Annotated in this window: 18 protein-coding genes and 1 tRNA gene; 12 read left to right on the top strand and 7 right to left on the bottom strand. The window is 75.6% G+C overall.

Features of this window, described 5'->3' with window-relative positions:
• Nucleotides 1-63: 63 nt before the first annotated feature.
• The 6 genes from BJ976_RS06460 to BJ976_RS06435 all read left to right on the top strand — a co-directional run bounded on the left by BJ976_RS06460 (nt 64) and on the right by BJ976_RS06435 (nt 5,537).
• Complete coding sequence (locus BJ976_RS06460; RefSeq protein ID WP_135028042.1) at nt 64-387, top strand: DUF2469 domain-containing protein; 324 nt, start codon at nt 64-66, stop codon at nt 385-387.
• Between the two features lie 162 nt (nt 388-549).
• A complete protein-coding gene (locus BJ976_RS06455; protein ID WP_135028040.1) occupies nt 550-960 on the top strand; it encodes a YraN family protein in 411 nt (136 codons plus the stop codon).
• Complete coding sequence (locus BJ976_RS06450) at nt 957-2,549, top strand: YifB family Mg chelatase-like AAA ATPase (protein WP_135028038.1); 1,593 nt, start codon at nt 957-959, stop codon at nt 2,547-2,549. The genes BJ976_RS06455 and BJ976_RS06450 overlap by 4 nt, the downstream gene beginning before the upstream one ends.
• A complete protein-coding gene (locus BJ976_RS06445; protein ID WP_135028036.1) occupies nt 2,546-3,826 on the top strand; it encodes a DNA-processing protein DprA in 1,281 nt (426 codons plus the stop codon). The genes BJ976_RS06450 and BJ976_RS06445 overlap by 4 nt, the downstream gene beginning before the upstream one ends.
• Before the next feature lie 39 nt (nt 3,827-3,865).
• Nucleotides 3,866-4,855: a tyrosine-type recombinase/integrase gene (locus tag BJ976_RS06440; protein WP_135028034.1), complete on the top strand. Its 990-nt coding sequence runs from the start codon at nt 3,866-3,868 to the stop codon at nt 4,853-4,855.
• Nucleotides 4,856-5,033: 178 nt separating this feature from the next.
• Nucleotides 5,034-5,537, top strand: coding sequence for a DUF3145 domain-containing protein (locus BJ976_RS06435; RefSeq protein WP_135028032.1), 504 nt, complete (start codon nt 5,034-5,036; stop codon nt 5,535-5,537).
• A gap of 32 nt (nt 5,538-5,569) precedes the next feature.
• Here BJ976_RS06435 and fabF read toward each other — a convergent pair whose 3' ends face one another.
• The 6 genes from fabF to aceE all read right to left on the bottom strand — a co-directional run bounded on the left by fabF (nt 5,570) and on the right by aceE (nt 13,559).
• Nucleotides 5,570-6,814 (bottom strand): beta-ketoacyl-ACP synthase II, encoded by a 1,245-nt coding sequence (gene fabF / locus BJ976_RS06430; protein ID WP_135028030.1) that lies wholly within the window; start codon nt 6,812-6,814, stop codon nt 5,570-5,572.
• A 219-nt stretch (nt 6,815-7,033) separates the two neighbouring features.
• The gene (locus BJ976_RS06425; protein WP_135028028.1) at nt 7,034-7,279 is read right to left on the bottom strand and encodes an acyl carrier protein; all 246 of its coding nucleotides are present in this window, start codon (nt 7,277-7,279) and stop codon (nt 7,034-7,036) included.
• A 71-nt stretch (nt 7,280-7,350) separates the two neighbouring features.
• Nucleotides 7,351-8,403, bottom strand: a complete 1,053-nt coding sequence (locus tag BJ976_RS06420; protein ID WP_135028026.1) for a beta-ketoacyl-ACP synthase III — start codon at nt 8,401-8,403, stop codon at nt 7,351-7,353.
• Between the two features lie 36 nt (nt 8,404-8,439).
• Nucleotides 8,440-9,363 (bottom strand): ACP S-malonyltransferase, encoded by a 924-nt coding sequence (locus BJ976_RS06415; RefSeq protein ID WP_135028515.1) that lies wholly within the window; start codon nt 9,361-9,363, stop codon nt 8,440-8,442.
• Between the two features lie 100 nt (nt 9,364-9,463).
• The gene (locus BJ976_RS06410; protein ID WP_135028024.1) at nt 9,464-10,666 is read right to left on the bottom strand and encodes a PucR family transcriptional regulator; all 1,203 of its coding nucleotides are present in this window, start codon (nt 10,664-10,666) and stop codon (nt 9,464-9,466) included.
• 136 nt (nt 10,667-10,802) lie between these two features.
• Nucleotides 10,803-13,559, bottom strand: a complete 2,757-nt coding sequence (gene aceE, locus BJ976_RS06405) for a pyruvate dehydrogenase (acetyl-transferring), homodimeric type (protein WP_135028022.1) — start codon at nt 13,557-13,559, stop codon at nt 10,803-10,805.
• Nucleotides 13,560-13,823: 264 nt separating this feature from the next.
• On the opposite strand from aceE, the gene BJ976_RS06400 reads away from it, so the two are divergent.
• From BJ976_RS06400 to BJ976_RS06380, 5 genes are all read left to right on the top strand, one after another.
• Nucleotides 13,824-14,255, top strand: coding sequence for a DUF3052 domain-containing protein (locus tag BJ976_RS06400; protein WP_135028020.1), 432 nt, complete (start codon nt 13,824-13,826; stop codon nt 14,253-14,255).
• Nucleotides 14,248-14,700 carry a redoxin domain-containing protein gene (locus tag BJ976_RS06395; protein WP_135028018.1) on the top strand — a complete coding sequence of 151 codons (453 nt, stop codon included), beginning with the start codon at nt 14,248-14,250 and terminating at the stop codon, nt 14,698-14,700. Before BJ976_RS06400 ends, BJ976_RS06395 begins: the two co-directional genes overlap by 8 nt.
• A gap of 39 nt (nt 14,701-14,739) precedes the next feature.
• Nucleotides 14,740-14,813: transfer RNA gene (locus tag BJ976_RS06390), tRNA-Val, on the top strand.
• A gap of 135 nt (nt 14,814-14,948) precedes the next feature.
• Nucleotides 14,949-15,806, top strand: coding sequence for an AzlC family ABC transporter permease (locus tag BJ976_RS06385; protein ID WP_135028016.1), 858 nt, complete (start codon nt 14,949-14,951; stop codon nt 15,804-15,806).
• The gene (locus BJ976_RS06380; RefSeq protein ID WP_135028014.1) at nt 15,803-16,159 is read left to right on the top strand and encodes an AzlD domain-containing protein; all 357 of its coding nucleotides are present in this window, start codon (nt 15,803-15,805) and stop codon (nt 16,157-16,159) included. Before BJ976_RS06385 ends, BJ976_RS06380 begins: the two co-directional genes overlap by 4 nt.
• A gap of 53 nt (nt 16,160-16,212) precedes the next feature.
• Here the strand turns inward: BJ976_RS06380 and BJ976_RS06375 are convergent, their stop codons facing one another.
• A complete protein-coding gene (locus BJ976_RS06375; protein WP_135028012.1) occupies nt 16,213-16,971 on the bottom strand; it encodes a LysM peptidoglycan-binding domain-containing protein in 759 nt (252 codons plus the stop codon).
• Nucleotides 16,972-17,064: 93 nt separating this feature from the next.
• On the opposite strand from BJ976_RS06375, the gene BJ976_RS06370 reads away from it, so the two are divergent.
• Nucleotides 17,065-17,691: a DUF2231 domain-containing protein gene (locus BJ976_RS06370; RefSeq protein ID WP_135028010.1), complete on the top strand. Its 627-nt coding sequence runs from the start codon at nt 17,065-17,067 to the stop codon at nt 17,689-17,691.
• Nucleotides 17,692-17,739 lie beyond the last annotated feature (48 nt).

The raw sequence follows: 17,739 nt of genomic DNA, 5'->3' as shown, positions 1-17,739 counted from the left end.
GCAGGATGGTGCGGTGCCCCGGCGAGCGTCGGGGCCGCACCCACGGGACAGGAGAGCCAGAGCATGAGCACGGACGACGTCGAGGACTTCGAGGCCGAGTCGGAGCTGCTCCTGTACCGGGAGTACCGGGACGTCGTCGGCCTGTTCCGCTACGTGGTGGAGACGGAGCGCCGGTTCTACCTGGCCAACGCCGTCACGCTGACGCCGCACCAGACCGACGGCGAGGTGTTCTTCGAGCTGACCCTCGAGGACGCGTGGGTGTGGGACGTGTACCGCACGCAGCGGTTCATCAAGCGCGTGCGCGTGCTGACGTTCAAGGACGTGAACATCGAGGAGCTGCCGCGGGACGAGCTGCAGGTCCCCGAGGGCGACGCGCTGGGAAGCTGAACCGGCCGCGAGGGCACCGCCGGCCGCCCTCCCGCCTGGCCGCCCTCCCGCCTGGACGGCTCCTGCACAGGGCGCCGCCGCGCGGACCGCCCCCCACATCCGGCCCGCCGGCGCCCGCGGCGCCCGCCCTCCCGACCACCCTGGGTCCAGGAGGTGGTCCCCATGGACGAGAGCACGAGCACGCGACGGCGGGGCAGCACGGCCCACACGGCGCTGGGCCGGTACGGGGAGGACGCCGCGGCCCGATGGCTCGCCGCCCGCGGCTACGAGATCGTGGACCGCAACTGGCGCGGCGAGGGCGGGGAGCTGGACCTGGTGGCGCGCCAGGACGGCTGGTGGGTGGGGATCGAGGTGAAGACCCGCTCCTCCCTGGCCTACGGGGACCCCCTGGAGGCCATCAGCCGCCGCAAGCTGCTGCGCCTGCACCGGCTCACCCGCGCCTGGGTGGCCGAGCGCGCGCGCGCCGCCCAGCGCCCGGTGCACCGCGAGCCGTGGCGCGTGGACGCCGTCGCCGTGCTCGTTCCGCGCACCGGCGGGGTGCGGTTCGACCTGGTGACGGACGTGCGGCCGTGACGGGCATCGGGCGCACGCGCTCCATCTCCCTGGCCGGGCTGCGCGGGGACGTGGTGGACGTGGAGGCGGACATCGCCCAGTCCCTGCCCGGGTTCACCCTGCTGGGCCTGCCGGACCAGGCCCTGCAGGAGAGCCGCGACCGCATCCGCTCGGCGGCCCGCAACGCCGGCCTGCCCCTGACCCGGCGCCACCTGACCGTCAACCTGCTGCCGGCGGGCGTGCAGAAGCGCGGCGCGGCCCACGACCTGGCCATCGTCCTGGCGGCGTACGCGGCCGCGGGCCAGGTGCGCGGCGTGCACGGGCCCGTGTTCCTCGCCGAGCTCGGCCTGGACGGCACGCTCCACCGCACCCCCGAGACCGTGGCCATGGTGCTCGCCGCCGTCGACGCCGGGCACCCGCGCGTCGTGGTGGCCGCGGCGGCCGTCGAGGAGGCGCGCCTGGTACCGGGCGCCGAGGTGCGCGGCTTCGCGCACCTGCACGAGGTCATCCTCGCCTTCGGCGGGCGGCCGGAGGGGCCTCCCCCCGTCCCGGACGCCGCCCGGGTGCTCGGTGCCGGAGACGGCCCGCAGGAGGCCGAGGAGACGGACCCGCACCGCGCCGCCCCGGACCTGTCCGAGGTGGCCGGACAGGCCCAGGCCCGCTTCGCCCTCGAGGTGGCGGCCGCCGGGGGACACCACCTGCTCCTGAGCGGCCCGCCCGGGGCGGGCAAGACGATGCTCGCCGAACGTCTGCCCGGCATCCTGCCGCCCCTGGACCGGCGGACAGCGCTGGAGACCGCGGCGCTGCGCTCCCTGCGCCGGCTGCGTCCGGCAGCTGGGGCGCTGGACCGCACGCCGCCGTTCGAGGCGCCGCACCACTCCGCCTCCATGTCCGCGCTCGTGGGCGGCGGCTCCGGACTCGCCCGGCCCGGAGCGGTGTCCCTCGCCCACGGCGGGGTGCTGTTCCTGGACGAGGCGCCCGAGTTCGACCGCCGCGCCCTCGAGGCGCTGCGCCAGCCCCTCGAGGCGGGGGAGGTGGTGCTCCACCGGGCGCAGGGCGCCGTGACCTATCCGGCCCGGTTCCAGCTCGTGCTCGCCGCCAATCCGTGCCCGTGCGGGCTCGACGACGGCACCGGCCACCGCTGCCGCTGCACGTCCCTGCAGCGCCGCCGCTACGCCGAGCGCCTCTCCGGACCGCTGCTGGACCGCGTGGACGTGCAGGTGACCGTGCGGCCCGTGGAGGCCCGCCACCTCACGGGGGCGCCCGCCGCCGAGCCCACCGCCGCCGTGGCCGCCCGCGTGCGGGCCGCCGTCGAGCGCCAGCGGGGGCGCTGGGAGGCCGCCGCCGCGGCCGGCCTGGTCCCGCCGGGGGTGCTGCGCAACGCCCACGTCCCCGCGCCGGCGTTGCGCCACGGACCGCATGCCGTGCCCGCCGCCGCCCGGGGGGCGGCCGACGCCGCCGTGGACGCCGGCGAGCTCAGCGCGCGTGGACACGCCCGCGTCCTGCGCCTGGCCTGGACCCTCGCCGACCTGCGCGGGGCCGCTCGGCCTGCGGACCAGGACGTGGAGACGGCCCTGCAGCTGCGCACCCGCCACGAGGAGGACCGATGACCGCCCCGCACCCCCGCCCCGACGGCGCCCGCCTGGCCCGCGCCGCCCTGACCCGCCTCGTGGAGCCCGGGGACGAGCTCGCCGTGCAGACCGTCGCCGCCCTGGGACCCGAGCGCGCCCTGGCGCTGCTCACGGGCCGTGACCGGCTCCAGCCCGCCGAACGCGACCTGCTGTCCGACCATGCCGGCTCCGGCCCCGCCCTGGGGCGGAGGTGGAGTGCGGGCCTCGCCCGGTGGGCGCCGCGGGCCGAGCGGCTGGACCCCGCCCGGGACCTCGTGGCCCTCCACCGCATCGGCGGCGGGCTGCTCATCCCGGAGGACGATGCGTGGCCCGCGGCGCTGCACGACCTCGGCGCCGCCGCGCCCCTCGGCCTGTGGTTCCGCGGCGCCGGGACGCTCCCCGCCGCCGCCCGGGCGCTCGCCGTGGTCGGCAGCCGCGAGGCCACCGCCTACGGCAGGCAGGTCACGTCCGCCGTCGCCTCCCGCGCCGTGCGCGCCGGGGCGTGCGTGGTCTCCGGCGGGGCCTACGGGATCGACGGTGCCGCGCACCGTGCCGCCCTCGACGCCGCTCGCGACCTCCGGCCCGGGCACGCGGACGCCGGCGCGCCCGGGCCCGTCCCCACCGTGGCCGTGCTCGCCGGCGGTCTGGACCGGTTCTACCCCGCCGGCCACGAGGACATGCTGCGGGCCGTCATGGAGGCGGGGCTGCTGCTGTCCGAGATGCCGCCGGGCGCCTCGCCCACCCGCTACCGGTTCCTGCACCGCAACCGCCTGATCGCCGCACTGTCGGGTGCGGTCGTAGTGGTGGAGGCGCGGTGGCGTTCCGGCGCCCAGAACACGGCGGGTCACGCCCTGGCGCTCGGCAGGGAGGTCGGCGTGGTGCCGGGGCCCATCACCTCACCCTCCTCCGCCGGGTGCCACCGGCTCCTCCAGGAGGCGCCCGTGCGGCTGGTGGCGGACCCGGCCCAGGCCCTCGACCTGCTGCCGCCGGATCGGGGCGCAGGCGGCGGCCCGGGCCGGTCGGACGCCGTCGCCGATGCCCCGGCGGCCGCCTTGGCCGAGCCTGCGCACGAGTCGACGGCGCGCCCCACCGACGGCCTGAGCGTGGAGGAGCTGCTGGTGTGCGAGGCCCTGCCCGTCCGCCGGGCCGTGGACGTGGACGCGCTCACGGTGAGCGCGGGCCTGTCCCTGCCCACCGTCCTGGCCGTGCTCACCCGGCTGGCCCGGCGGGGACTGGCCGAACGCGTGGACGACCGGTGGCGGCGCACGGCCGGCTGACGGGAGCGGACACGCCGCGGCCGGTGGCAGAGTGGAGGGATGACTTCCGCCTCCCCGCCCCGCCGCGGCGCCGTGCCCCCGGCCTCCGCCCGGGACGAGGCCTGGCTCGAGGCCTTCGCCGAGCACCTGCGCCACGGGCTCGGCCGCAGCCCGCGCACGGTCACCGCCTACCTCACGGACCTGCGCCACCTGGCCGCCCACGCCGCCGGGGCGGGGGAGGACGCGTCCGCGAACGCGTTCGCCGAGGTGGACACGGAGGACCTGCGGCGGTGGCTGGCCGCCATGCGGGAGGAGGGTCTGGCCCGCGCCACCCTCGCGCGCCGGGTGGCGGCGGTCCGGACCTTCCTGGCCTGGCTCGTGCGGCAGGGCCTGCGTCCCACCGACCCCGCGCTGCGGCTGAGCGCCCCCGCCCCGGACGCCCGGCTGCCGCACGTGCTGCACCGCGCCCAGGCCGACCGGCTGATCGCCCTCGCGGAGGAGCGCGTCCACGCCGCCCGCGCCGCCCGCGACCGTCCCGCCGCGGCCGTCGCGGCACGGGACGTCGCCGTCCTGGAGCTGCTGTACGCCACCGGTGCCCGCGTCGCGGAGGTCGCCGCCCTGGACGTGGACGACGTGGACCTGGACCGGCGCACGGCGCTGCTCACGGGCAAGGGGGACCGCCAGCGCACCGTCCCGTTCGGCGCTCCGGCCGCCGCGGCCCTGGACCGCTGGCTGCGGGTGGCCCGTCCGATCCTCGCCGCCGAGCGCAGCGGCGCCGCCCTGTTCCTGGGCGTGCGCGGCGGACGAGTGGGGGTGCGCCAGGTGCGCGCCGTCGTCGACGCCGGTCTCGAGGCCCTCGGCGACACCGCGGCGCGCGGGCCGCACGCGCTCCGGCACACCGCCGCCACCCACCTGCTCGACGGCGGCGCCGACCTGCGCACGGTCCAGGAGATGCTCGGCCACGCCTCCCTGCGGACCACGCAGGTGTACACGCACGTCTCCATCGATCGGCTCCGCGAGGGGTACCGGCAGGCCCACCCGCGGGCCTGAGCGGCCCCCGACGGCCCGCGCCGACCCACGGACGCGGCGTGTCGTCGGGCCGCCTCGTTGCCCGGGCCCGCGCGCCGGGGGACAATGGCCCCACCGCGGGCCGCGCCGTCCGGCGTCGTCCCGCGGGCGTCCCGCGGGCGTCCCGCGGGACGCGACCGCCCGCCTCCGAGAGGTCCCGATGTCCACCGTCACCACCCGCGGCATGGTCCACGTGCTCTCCGCGCCCACCGCGCTGTGCCCGCACGTGGAGTGGGCCCTGCGCTCGGTCCTGGGCGCCGGGGCGGACGTGCGATGGGTGGCCCAGCCCGCCGAGCCGGGTCAGCACCGCACCGAGGTCCACTGGACCGCGGAGCAGGGCACGGGGGCGCGGCTGGCCTCGGCCCTGCGTGGCTGGCCCCATCTGCGCTTCGAGATCACGGAGGAGCCCTCCGCCGGCGCCGACGGATCCCGCTGGTCGCACACCCCCGGCCTGGGGATCTTCCACGCCACCACGGATGTCTCCGGCAACATCATGGTCTCGGAGGACCGCATCCGGTACGCCTACGAGTCCGGCGACGGCGACCCCACCGTCCTGATCCATGAGCTCTCCCTCGCCCTCGGCGAGGCCTGGGACGAGGAGCTCGAGCCGTTCCGGCGCGCGGCCGAGGGCGCCCCCGTCCGCTGGATCCACCGCACCGGGTGATCCGGGCGCGGCGGCCCAGCGGCCCGGGGACGTCAGCGGCCCACGAACACCGCCACGGCGTTGTGCCCGCCGAAGCCGAAGGAGTTCTTCAGCGCCACGCGGCGGCCCTCGGGCAGCGCCCCGGGCGTCCCGGTGACCACGTTGAGCGGGATCTCCGGGTCCTGGTTGTCCAGGTTGATGGTCACGGGGGTGCGGCCGTGGTGCACGGCCAGCACCGCCAGGACCGACTCGATCGCGCCCGAGGCGCCCAGCAGGTGGCCGGTCTGCGACTTGGTGGCGGAGACCTGCACGTCGTCCAGGTGGTCGCCGAACACGGCGCGCATGGCGAGGTACTCGGGGGCGTCGCCCTTGGGGGTGGAAGTGGCGTGCGCATTCACGTGGGTGACGTCCTCCGGGCGCAGGCCCGCGTTCTCGAGCGCCCGACGCATGGCGCGGGTCGCCCCGAGCCCCTCGGGCTCGGGCGCCGTGATGTGGTGCGAGTCGGACGTGACGCCCGTGCCCACCAGCTCGGCGTACACGCGGGCGCCCCGGGCGGCGGCGTGCTCCTCGGACTCCACGATCATCACCCCCGCGCCCTCGCCGAGCACGAACCCGTCCCGGTCCACGTCGTAGGGGCGGGAGGCGGCCTGCGGGTCGTCGTTGCGCTTGGACAGCGCCTGCATGGCGGAGAAGCCCGCCATCGGCAGCGGGTGCACGGCGGCCTCGGCGGAGCCGCACATGACGACGTCGGCGCGACCGGAGCGGATCAGCTCGAGCGCCGTCTCGAGGGCCTCGGTGCCGGAGGCGCACGCGGACACCGCGGTCCGCGCGCCGGCCCGGGCGCCGAACTCGAGTGACAGGGCGCCGGCGGCGCCGTTGGGCATGAGCATGGGGACCGTCATGGGCATGACGCGGCGGGGGCCGCGCTCGCGGAGGGTGTCCCAGCCGTCCAGCAGGGTCCACACGCCGCCGATGCCGGTGCCGAACGCGACGGCGAAGCGGTCGCCGTCGACGTCGGCGGCGTCGAGGCCGGCGTCCTTCCAGGCCTCGCGGGCGGCCACGGTGGCCATCTGGGTGGACGGGTCCTGGCGCTTGGTCTCGACCTTCGTCAGGACCTCGGAGGTGGGCACCGCCAGCTCGGCGGCGAAGGTGACGGGGAGCTCGTAGCGCTCGACCCAGTCGTGCTCCATGGTGGCGGCGCCGGAGACGCCCTTCAGGGCGTTCTCCCAGAACGTGGGGACGTCGCCGCCGATGGGGGTGGTGGCGCCGAGTCCGGTGATCACTGCGGTGCGGGTCATGGATCCTGCCTTCGTGGCCCGGGGCGGCCGGGGGGTCGTCGCTCGCCCGGGCGGGGGCGGCGGGAGGTCGGGGTCCGTGCCGTGGCGCCTTGGGGACGCCCCCGGCACGGAGGGGATCGGCAGCGCGGGCCGGGGAGCGGCGGCGGGAGGGTCTCCTGCCGCCCGGTGCTCCCCGGCGCGGCGCCGGGGACGACGTGCGGGGCGCGCCGTCGGGGTGGATCAGGCCTGGGCCTGGTCGATGAAGTCGACGGCGTCCTGGACGGTCTTGAGGTTCTTGACCTCCTCGTCCGGGATCTTCACGCCGAAGCGGTCCTCGGCGTTGACGACGATGGTCATCATCGAGATCGAGTCGATGTCCAGGTCGTCGGTGAAGGACTTCTCCGGCTGGACGTCGGAGGTCTCGAGGCCGGTCTCCTCGTTCACGATCTCGGCGAGGCCGGCGAGGATCTCTTCCTTGGAAGCCATGGGGCGTCTCCTTCTCTCGGGGTTTCAGGGTGTACGGGTGTACGTGGTCAGTGAATCAGACCGGCGGGGCCTCAGGGGAGGCGCACCACCTGGGCGCCGTAGACCAGCCCGGCGCCGAAGCCGATCTGCAGGGCGAGCCCGCCGGACAGCGACGGGTCCTCCTGCAGCAGTCTGTGCATGGCCAGCGGGATCGACGCGGCCGACGTGTTGCCGGCGTCGACGATGTCCCGCGCCACGGTGACGGTGTCCGGCAGCTTCAGCTGCTTGGCGAACTCGTCGATGATCCGCATGTTGGCCTGGTGGGGGATGAAGGCCGCGAGGTCCTCGGGGGCGACCCCCGCGGTGTCGAGTGCCTCCCGGGCCACCTTGGCCATGGACCACACGGCCCAGCGGAACACGGAGGGCCCGTCCTGGCGGAGGGTGGGCCAGAGCATCTCCTCCTGGCCGGTGATGGCCGAGGCGTCGCCGCCGGTGCGGGCGCCCTCCACCTCGTCGCGCACCTCGAGCAAGGACCGGGTCATGGAGATCGTCTCCCACCGCTCCCCGTCCGAGCCCCACACGGAGGGCGAGATGCCGGGCTCGTCCGCGGCCGAGACCACGACGGCGCCGGCGCCGTCGCCCAGCAGGAAGGAGATGGAGCGGTCCGTGGGGTCGATGAAGTCGGAGAGCCGCTCCACGCCGACCACGAGCACGTGGCGGGCGGCCCCGGAACGGACGAGGGCGTCGGCCTGGGCCACGCCGTAGCAGTAGCCCGCGCAGGCCGCGGAGACGTCGAACGCGGGGGCGGGGGTGGCACCGAGCTCGTGGGCCACGGCGGCGGCCGCGGAGGGCGTGGCGTAGGGGAAGGTCACGGTGGCCACGATCACGGCGCCCAGGTCCGCGCCGGTCAGCCCGGCGCGCTCGAGCGCCTCCCGGCCCGCCGCGACGGCCATGGACACCACGGTCTCGCCGTCACCGGCGCGCTGGCGGGTGACAATCCCGGTGCGCTGGCGGATCCACTCGTCGGAGGAGTCGATGGGGCCGACGATGTCCTCGTTGGGGACCCGTCGCGCCGGGCGGAAGGCGCCCACCGCGGCGATCCGGCTGCCCGTGTGGGGCTTGTGCTGCTTCAGGGTGACGGACATGGTGCTCATCTCTGCAGGGGGCGGGAGTCGGCGGGGTCAGGCCGTGTGCTCGGCGATGAACGCTCGGGCCGCCTCGAGGTCCTCGGGGGCCTTCACCGCACACGTGGCCGTGCCCTTGAGGCCGCGCTTGGCGAGTCCGGTCAGGGTACCGCCGGGCAGGAGTTCGAGGACTCCGGTGACGCCCCGCGCGGCGAGGGCCGCCATGCACAGGTCCCAGCGGACCGGGCGGGTGACCTGATCGACGATGCGCCCCACAGCGTCCCGCCCGTCCGCGACGGCGGCGCCGTCCCGGTTGGAGAGCAGGGGCGTGCGCGGATCCTGCGGGGCGAGCCCGGCCACGTGCTCCCGGAGGGCGTCGACGGCCGGGGCCATGTGCTCGGTGTGGAACGCGCCGGCCACCTTCAGCGGGATCACCCGCGCCCGGGCCGGGGGGCGACCGGCCAGCGCCATCAGCTGCTCCTGCGTGCCGGCGGCCACCACCTGGCCGCCGCCGTTGACGTTCGCGGGCGTCAGGCCGGCGCCCTGGATGGCGGCGAGGACCTCGTCCTGGTCCCCGCCCACGACGGCGGCCATCCCCGTGGGCGTCGCGGCGGCCGCTTCGGCCATGCCGGCGGCGCGCACGCGCACGAGCCCGAGGGCCTGGGCGGGGGAGAGGACGCCGGCCAGGGCGGCGGCCGTGATCTCCCCGACCGAGTGGCCGGCCAGCACCGTGTGCTCCGGTGCGGTGGCCTCCGCCTCGAGCGCGGAGCCGGAGACGAGGCCGGCGGCCACGATCAGCGGCTGGGCCACGGCGGTGTCCTTGATGGCCTCCTCGTCCGACTCCGTGCCGTGCCGGACCAGGTCCGTCCCGGCCGCCTCGGAGAGCTCGCCGAGGCGGTCGCGGACGCCGTCCAGCTCGAGCCACGGGGTGAGGAAGCCGGGGGTCTGGGAGCCCTGTCCGGGGCACACGATCGCAAGCATGTCCTCCATGGTGGCAGGTCGCTCCTCCGCGGCCTGCCCGTCAGGGCGACCATTCCCGTGCTCGGATCCTGTGGGATTCCTACAAACCGGGGCCGGCGGCTCACCCGTGCTGCGCGGCCCCGCCCCGCACGTGGGAGAGCCGGCCGAGCGCCACCGCGGTCTGCAGGACGTAGGCGTCCCGGGGCTGCAGGGGGTCCCACCCGGTGATCTCCGCGACGCGTCGGAGCCGGTAGCGCACCGTGTTCGCATGGATGTACAGCGCCCGCGCCGTGCCCTCGAGGGAGTGTCCGCCGGCCGTGAACGCGTCCACGGTCTCCAGCAGAGCGGTGCCGGCGTCGGCGAGGGGGGCGTGGATCCCGTCCACGAGGGCCTCGCGGGCCGAGGGGTCGCCCAGCAGGGCGCGCTCGGGCAGCAGGTCCTCGCTCGACGTCGGGCGGGCGGCCCGGGGATGCGCCGGCGCTGAGGAGAGCCCGGCCAGGGCGTGCCGGGCGGACAGGTGCGCCTCCACGAGGGACTCCACCACGGGGCCGACGATCACCGGGCCGTCCGCGAACCACGGCAGCAGCGCCTCGGCCACCGTGGGGCCGTCCGCCACCGAGCCCACCACGAGCACCAGCCGCTCGGCCTGCACGCCCACGAGCAGGTCGCACTCCAGGCGGGCCGCGGCGCGCCGCAGCGCGGGGATGAAGGACGGCTGCGCCCCGCCCGGGGCCAGGCCGGCGATCACCGCGACGCCGCACCCGCCCTTCCAGCCCAGGGCCGTGGCGCGGTGCTGGATCTCGTCCGGCTCCTGGCCACGCAGCACGGCGTCGAGCAGCACCGCCTCCAGGCGGGAGTCCATGGCCCCCCGCTGCTCGGCGGCACGGGCGTACACGTCCGCAAGGGCGAACGCGATCTCGCGGGAGTAGTGGAGGATGTGCTCGCGCAGCACGGCCTGGTCGCGCTCGGGGACCACCTCGGGCACGCGGGACTCGACGACGTCCACCATGGTCCGGATCAGCTGCAGCGCCCGCTGCAGGGAGATCGCCCGGGTCAGCTCCGCGGGGGACTGGCCGAAGACGTCGCGCAGCACATGGACGGTGGTGGTGGCCGGCCGCTCGAACCAGGAGACGAACCCCTGCAGCGCGCGCTGGGCCACCAGGCCGAGCGCACTGCGCTCGTCCGGGGTGAGCTCGCGGTACCAGGGCAGGGTGGCGTCCAGCCGCTGCAGGGTGGCCGTGTTCAGCGCGCCCAGGTGGCTGCGCAGCCGGGCCAGCCCCTCCGGGCTGACCGGGCGGGGGGCGGCGGTGCGGGGCTCGGGCATGGGCCACATCCTAGGCCCGCGTTGTCGGATCCCCACGAAGGCCCCGCGGGCCCGGGGACGACGTCGGCCGGCCGCCTCCGCGGGGGAGGCGACCGGCCGTCATCGTGGGCCGCGGCTCAGAGCCCGCGGCGTCGGGTCACGCGTCGCCGCCGGCGTTGCCGGTGGTGCCCGCGGTGACGTCGTCCAGGCGGTACTTCTCGTGCGCCTTCGCGGCGGTGCCCGCCTCGACCTCGCCCTCGCGCTCCAGGAGCTGCAGGGTCCGCACCACCATCGAGTGCGAGTCGATGAGGAAGTAGCGGCGCGCGGCGGCCCGGGTGTCCGCGAAGCCGAACTCGTCCGCGCCGAGGGCCGAGAAGCGCTCGGGATGCGGCACGAACGCGTGGATCTGGTTGGCCCACGAGGTCGTGTAGTCCGAGGTGGCCACGATCGGCCCCTCGGCTCCCGCGAGCTTCTCCGTCACGTAGGGGGTGCGCACCGGGGCGGCGGGGTCCGCGAGGGACTCCTTCTGCGCGGCCACGGCGTCGCGGTAGAGCTCGTTGTACGAGGTCACGGACCACACGTCCGCGCTCACGCCCCAGTCCTCGGCGAGGATGCGCTGCGCCTCCAGCGCCCACGGCACGGCGACGCCCGAGCCCATCAGCTGGGCCTTGGGGCCCGAGCCGGTGCCCTCGGAGAGACGGTAGAGACCCTTGAGCAGGCCCTCCACGTCCAGGTCCTCCGGTTCGTCGATGTGCGAGATCGGCTCGTTGTAGACCGTGAGGTAGTAGATCACGTTGCGCACGGCGTCGCCGCGGTCGTGCTCTCCGTACATGTCCTCGAGACCCTGCCGCACGATGTGCGCGATCTCGTACGAGTAGGCCGGGTCGTAGTGCTTGACGGCCGGGTTGGTGCCCGCCAGGACCGGGGAGTGCCCGTCCATGTGCTGGGTGCCCTCGCCCGCGAGCGTGGTGCGCCCCGCCGTCGCGCCGATCATGAAGCCGCGGGCCAGCTGGTCCGTCCCGGCCCAGATGTTGTCCGCGGTCCGCTGGAACCCGAACATCGAGTAGAAGATGTACACCGGGATCATCGGCTCGCCGTGCGTGGAGTACGCGGTGCCGAGCGCGTTGAAGGCGGCGGTGGCGCCGTCCTCGTTGATGCCCACGTGGTAGATCTTGCCCTGCGGGGACTCCTTGTAGGACAGGAAGAGGTCCCGGTCCACGGAGAGGTAGTTCTGGCCCTTGGGGTTGTAGATCTTCGCCGTGGGGAAGAACGAGTCCATGCCGAAGGTGCGGGCCTCGTCCGGGATGATCGGCACGAAGCGCGATCCCATGTTCTTGTCCCGCATGAGGTCCTTGAGCAGTCGCACGAAGGCCATGGTGGTGGCCGCCTGCTGCTTGCCCGAGCCCTTGCGGGCCTGCTTGTAGGCGGACTCCGGCGGCAGCGGGATGGCGTGGTGCGTGGAGCGCCGCTCCGGCACGAACCCGCCGAGCTCCCTGCGGCGCTCCATCATGTACGTGATCTCCGGGGCGTCCGCGCCCGGGTGGTAGTACGGGATGTCGTACGGGTCGTTGCCGATCTGCTCGTCCGTCACCGGGATGCGGTGGCGGTCGCGGAACACCTTGAGGTCGTCCGCGGTGAGCTTCTTCATCTGATGGGTCGCGTTCCGGCCCTCGAAGGACTTGCCCAGGCCGTAGCCCTTGATGGTGTGGGCCAGGATCACGGTGGGCTGGCCCTTGTGCTCCACGGCCGCCTTGTACGCGGCGTAGACCTTCTTGTAGTCGTGGCCGCCGCGCTTCAGGCCCCAGATCTCGTCGTCCGACATGTCCGCCACCATCTCCTTGGTGACGGAGGACCGGCCGAAGAAGTGCTCGCGCACGAACGCACCGGACTCGGCCTTGTAGGTCTGGAAGTCGCCGTCGAGGGTCTCGTTCATGATCCGGACGAGCTCGCCCTCGTCGTCGGCCTCGAGCAGCGGGTCCCACTCGCGGCCCCACAGGACCTTGATGACGTTCCAACCGGCGCCGCGGAAGTAGGACTCCAGCTCCTGGACGATCTTGCCGTTGCCGCGCACGGGGCCGTCGAGGCGCTGCAGGTTGCAGTTGATCACGAAGGTGAGGTTGTCGAGCTTGTCGTTGGCCGCGATGTGCAGCTGGCCGCGCGACTCCGGCTCGTCCATCTCGCCGTCGCCGAGGAAGGCCCACACATGCTGCTCGGACGTGTCCTTGATCCCGTTGTTGTGCAGGTAGCGGTTGGTCTGCGCCTGGAAGATCGCGTTCATCGGCCCCAGGCCCATGGACACGGTGGGGAACTGCCAGAAGTGCGGCATCATCCGCGGGTGCGGGTAGGAGGACAGGGCGTGGCCCTTCTTGGACTTCTCCTGGCGGAAGCCGTCCAGGTCCTCCTCGGTGAGACGGCCCTCGAGGAACGCGCGCGCGTAGTTGCCGGGGGAGGAGTGGCCCTGGAAGAAGATGTGGTCGCCGCCGCCCGGGTGGTCCTGGCCGCGGAAGAAGTGGTTCATGCCCACCTCGTACAGGGTGGCCTGGCCCGCGTAGGACGAGATGTGGCCGCCCACGCCGACGCCGTCGCGCTGCGCCCGCTGCACCGTGGCCATCGCGTTCCACCGCAGGTAGTTGCGGTAGCGGCGCTCCAGCTCCTCGTCGCCCGGGTACTCCGGCTCCTGGTCCGCCGGGATCGTGTTGACGTAGTCGGTGGTGGTGACGTGCGGCAGGGCCACGGACTGCGCGCCCGCGCGCTGCATGAGCGTGCGCATGATGTACTGCGCGCGCTCGGTCCCGCGCTCGTCCACGAGCCCGTCGAAGGACTCGATCCACTCCGCGGTCTCCTGCGGGTCCTTGTCGGGGATCTGGCTGGTCAGACCGCTGACGATCTGGGAGCTCTCTTCCGCTGCGCTCACGGTGCCTCCTTGGTGTCGGTGCGGAGGGGTGCTCCGCGATGTCCTGCGGGGTCCGGCGATCGGCCGGCCGCCTCGCCGCGCCGTCGGCGGATGGCCGACGTCGTGCGCGTCTGCCGGTCAGCCTACTGGGGCCGGACGGCTCCCCGCCCGGCCTCGGGCCCCGATGTCGGCAGGCGCACCGCGTAAGGTGGGCTGTGTCACCACACCGCCGGACGGCCGGGCCCGGGGCCCGCGCCCGTCCCCATCCCGAGGAGGAGCGCACACATGGAGGCAGGGTCGGACAGGACCTCGTCGCAGACGCAGCTGCTGGACGCGTACGGCCTGAAGGCCGGCGACCTCGTCCAGGAGTGGGGCTACGACGACGACATCGACTTCGCCTTCCGTGACGCACTGGAGGATGCGCTCGGGGAGGAGCTCCTCACCGAGGAGGACCAGGAGCCGGCGGACGCCGTGCTGCTGTGGTGGCGGGCCGAGGACGGCGACGTCACGGACCTCACGGACCAGCTCGTGGACGTCCAGCGATCCCTGGACCGCGGCCCCGTGTGGGTCATGACCCCGCGCAAGGGCCGGGACGGGTACGTCACCCCGGCGGACGTCGCCGAGGCCGCCTCCACCGGCGGCCTGCACGTGACCACGAGCGCGGGGGGCTCCGAGGACTGGCTGGCCTCCCGGCTCGAGCAGAAGCGCGGTGGCTGAGACCCCCGCCCTGCGGGACGCGCACGGCACCGGCTGGCCCTGGCCGCCGGTGGCGCCCGGGGAGCGGGCGGTCTGGCTCGTGTTCCTGCCGGGGGCCTTCACCCCCGTGTGCACGGGGGAGCTGGAGTGGCTCGGGGCGCTCGCGGAGGAGCTGGCGGCCGACGGTGTCGGCGTGCGGGTGGTCTCCTGCGACGCGGCCCCCGTGTTGCGAGAGGTGGCGGAGCGCATGCGCCTGCCCGGGGCGTGCGTGATGCTCTCTGACTTCTGGCCCCACGGGGCCGCGGCCCGCGCGTGCGGCCTGCTCGACGAGGCCACCGGCCGCCCCCGCCGCGTCTCCGTCCTCCTGGACGCGGACGGCGCGGAACGGGCGCGCGTGGCCCCCTCGACCCCCGGCGGCGCCCGGACCCCGCAGGACCACCGCGACGCCGTCGCGCGGCTGGCCTGAGCATTCGGGGACCGCCCGGCGGTAGGCTGGAACGCGTCAGGACCCATAGCTCAGCTGGTCAGAGCACCACGTTTACACCGTGGGTGTCGGCGGTTCGAGTCCGTCTGGGTCCACGCGCAGATCGGCCCCCGGAGCACCTGCTCGGGGGGCCGGTCTCCAGGACGGGCTCCACGCCCCACGGCGCGCCCGCCTCTCGAGGTGCGGATGTGACACGCGTTGCGCGCCGTGGGTGGCATGCTGTCCCCACCATGCACGCCACCTCCCACGCCGCCGCACCGCCGTCCTCCGGCGCCTCCGGGGCCAGGGACCGGCGGGGCGAGGTGCTCACCGGGATCCGCCTGTCCGGACCGGCCGGTCTCGGCCTGTTCCCGCTCGGCGTGGCCTTCGGCATGCTCGTGGTCCAGGCGGGCCTCCCGGGGTGGGCCGCACCGCTGCTCTCCGCCGTCGTGTTCGCGGGATCCGTGGAACTGCTGCTCGTCGGCCTGATCGCCGCTGCGACCCCGCTGGCGACCATCGCCGTCACGGTGTTCCTCGTGAACTTCCGACACGTGTTCTACGCGTTCGGCTTCCCCCTGCACGTGGTGCGGTCGCGGGCGGCCCGCATCTACTCGATGGGTGCCCTGATCGACGAGGCGTATGCGATCGCCGCCGCCCACCCCCGGGGCTGGACCGCCCCGCGTCTGCTGGCCATGCAGGTCAGCCTGCACCTGTACTGGCTGCTCGGCGGGGTGGCCGGCGTGGGGGTCGCGGGGCTGCTGCCCGCGCCCGTCGAGGGCCTGGAGTTCGCCCTCACCGCCCTGTTCACCGTCCTCGCGCTCGACGCCGCCCGCACCCGCCGCCACCTGCCGCTCGTGCTGGCCGCCGCTGCCGCGGTGGGCGTGTCGCTCCTCGTGGCGCCCGGGGCGCTGCTGGTCACGTCCTTCCTCGTCTACGTGGGCGTGCTGGTCGCGGCCCACGCGGCGGCCGCCCGCGGGGCCCGCCTGCCGCTGCCCGCGCAGGGTCCGGTGACCGGCCCCCTGCCGGTGCTCGAGGCGGGCGGCCCCGAGGCGGCGGTCCCCGAGGCGGCCCGCGCGCACGACGACGACCCCGGACGGAGGACGGGATGACCGCCCCCGTGGACCCCGGACACGTGGTGGCTGCGGCCGTCGTGGCGGGCGCGGTGACGTTCACCCTGCGCGCGGCCCCCTTCGCGCTGCTGCGCCCGCTGCGGGAGTCCGCCCTCGCCGCCCGGCTGGCCGTCTGGATGCCGGCGGGCGTGCTCGCGATCCTCGCGATCGTGATGCTCCTGGAGGCCGCCGCGCTGTCCCCCGGAGCGTCCGTGGACGGGCCGCGGGTGGCCTGCGCGCTGGTCGCCACCGCCCTCACGGTCCTCGTGCACGTGTTGGGCGGCCGGCGGACCCTGCTCTCCATCGGCACGGGCACCCTGGCGTACGTCCTGCTGGTCAACCTCGTGCTCTGACGGCCCGCCCTGGCGCCCCGACGCCGGCCGGCCCCGTGCCTCCGAGCCGGCGGTCAGGGCAGGCGCACCGGCGTGCCCACGGCCATCCGCTCCGGCACGATCCCGGGATTGAGCCGCCGCAGCGTGGCCACATCCGTGCCCTGGTCGCGGGCGATGCCCCAGAGTGTCTCGCCGGGCTGCACGCGGTGCGTCCGCCCCGTGCCCGTCGGGTCGCCGTCGTGCCGGCTCGCGCTCGGCCCGGCCGCCTCCGACCGCGCCGGGGGCCGTCCCGAGAGCCGCTCCTCCCAGGCGGCCGCCGCGCGGGCCAGCCGCCGACCGTAGTCGGTGACCCCGCCGGCGAGGGTCCCGGCGTTGTAGAGGGTGCCGGCCCGTTCGAGGCCGGCGGGGGAGAGGTCGCCGCGGGCGTGCTCGGCCAGGATCGTCAGGCCCAGGGTGAGGTTGTCCTCCGGGTCGGCCAGGTCCAGGCCCGCCGCGTCCGCCCGGTCGAAGAACGGCGGCCAGGTGATCTGCGCCGGGCCGATCCCGTTGGAGGTCTCCCCGGCCGCCACCCGACGCCGCAGCTCGGCCACGCGCTCGGGCGTCACCGGGACGTCGGGGCGTCCGGGGCGCGAGAACACCCCGCCGCGGTCGTTGCCGAACACGTTGCGACCGCCCGACTCCACCTCCGCCAACGCCGCGGCGACCGAGAGCGGGACGCCCGCTCGGCGCGACGCCGCCGCGATCGCCGGCGCGTTGTGCAGCCTGCCGGACAGCACGTCCCGGCACCCGCCCTCGTCGTCGGAGCGGGTCGGCAGTCGGCGCACCAGTCCCATCCGGCCAGCATGCCGCGCCGGTGCGGACAGCCGCTACTCTGGACCCCAGGCCCGCCGCCGTCGGGTCGCGATCCGCCCTGACTCGGAGGAACCATGCGCGCACCCCGCCGCCGTCGTCTCGACTCCCGTACCGCCGCCCGCACCCGGAATCCCCTCTCCCGGGCGATGCACGCCCTGGAGGGCGCCCGCGTGCTGGACCCCGCCGTCACGGCGGGCGACGCGCTCTCCTCCGCCCTCGTGGCCGGCCCCGTGCGGCGTGCCGCCCTCCAGGGGGCCTGGCTGGGCCACGCGCTGCATCCGCTCGTGATCGAGGTGCCCATGGGCACCTGGATGAGCGCCACGGCCCTGGACCTGCTCGGCGGCGACGACGCCCGCGGCAGCGCCGCCCTGCTCACCGGCCTGGGCGTCGCCTCGGCGGTCCCCGCCGCCCTGACCGGATGGGCGGAGTACGCCGCCTCCGGCCGTCCCGAGCGGCGCGTGGGCGTGGTGCACGCCGCCGCGAACGGCATCGGCGTCACCCTCCAGACCGCCTCGCTCGCGGCCCGCGTCACGGGCCGGCATCGTCTCGGCGTCCTCCTGGGCCTGGGAGCCATGGGCGTGACCGGCGGGGCCGGCTTCCTCGGCGGCCACCTCGCCGCCGCCCGGAAGGTCGGGACGCACGACCCGTCGTTCGGCGCGCGGCACGGCGCCCCCACGCCGCAGGACCGGCTCGCCCGCTGACGCCGGGGCCGACGGCGGCCCCCGCGTCCCCGCCCCGGCCCCAGTAGG

It is taken from the genome of Micrococcus flavus, assembly GCF_014204815.1.
GTDB lineage: Bacteria > Actinomycetota > Actinomycetes > Actinomycetales > Micrococcaceae > Micrococcus > Micrococcus flavus.
This window is presented reverse-complemented; position numbering and strand designations above follow the sequence as displayed.

Excerpts from the sequence above, each read along its gene's own strand:
- BJ976_RS06460 (WP_135028042.1), top strand. The coding sequence starts at position 64 with ATGAGCACGGACGACGTCGAGGACTTCGAGGCCGAGTCGGAGCTGCTC.
- BJ976_RS06455 (WP_135028040.1), top strand. The coding sequence starts at position 550 with ATGGACGAGAGCACGAGCACGCGACGGCGGGGCAGCACGGCCCACACG.
- BJ976_RS06445 (WP_135028036.1), top strand. The coding sequence starts at position 2,546 with ATGACCGCCCCGCACCCCCGCCCCGACGGCGCCCGCCTGGCCCGCGCC.
- BJ976_RS06440 (WP_135028034.1), top strand. The coding sequence starts at position 3,866 with ATGACTTCCGCCTCCCCGCCCCGCCGCGGCGCCGTGCCCCCGGCCTCC.
- BJ976_RS06435 (WP_135028032.1), top strand. The coding sequence starts at position 5,034 with ATGTCCACCGTCACCACCCGCGGCATGGTCCACGTGCTCTCCGCGCCC.
- fabF (WP_135028030.1), bottom strand. The coding sequence starts at position 6,814 with ATGACCCGCACCGCAGTGATCACCGGACTCGGCGCCACCACCCCCATC.
- BJ976_RS06425 (WP_135028028.1), bottom strand. The coding sequence starts at position 7,279 with ATGGCTTCCAAGGAAGAGATCCTCGCCGGCCTCGCCGAGATCGTGAAC.
- BJ976_RS06420 (WP_135028026.1), bottom strand. The coding sequence starts at position 8,403 with ATGTCCGTCACCCTGAAGCAGCACAAGCCCCACACGGGCAGCCGGATC.
- BJ976_RS06415 (WP_135028515.1), bottom strand. The coding sequence starts at position 9,363 with ATGCTTGCGATCGTGTGCCCCGGACAGGGCTCCCAGACCCCCGGCTTC.
- BJ976_RS06410 (WP_135028024.1), bottom strand. The coding sequence starts at position 10,666 with ATGCCCGAGCCCCGCACCGCCGCCCCCCGCCCGGTCAGCCCGGAGGGG.
- BJ976_RS06400 (WP_135028020.1), top strand. The coding sequence starts at position 13,824 with ATGGAGGCAGGGTCGGACAGGACCTCGTCGCAGACGCAGCTGCTGGAC.
- BJ976_RS06385 (WP_135028016.1), top strand. The coding sequence starts at position 14,949 with ATGCACGCCACCTCCCACGCCGCCGCACCGCCGTCCTCCGGCGCCTCC.
- BJ976_RS06380 (WP_135028014.1), top strand. The coding sequence starts at position 15,803 with ATGACCGCCCCCGTGGACCCCGGACACGTGGTGGCTGCGGCCGTCGTG.
- BJ976_RS06375 (WP_135028012.1), bottom strand. The coding sequence starts at position 16,971 with ATGGGACTGGTGCGCCGACTGCCGACCCGCTCCGACGACGAGGGCGGG.
- BJ976_RS06370 (WP_135028010.1), top strand. The coding sequence starts at position 17,065 with ATGCGCGCACCCCGCCGCCGTCGTCTCGACTCCCGTACCGCCGCCCGC.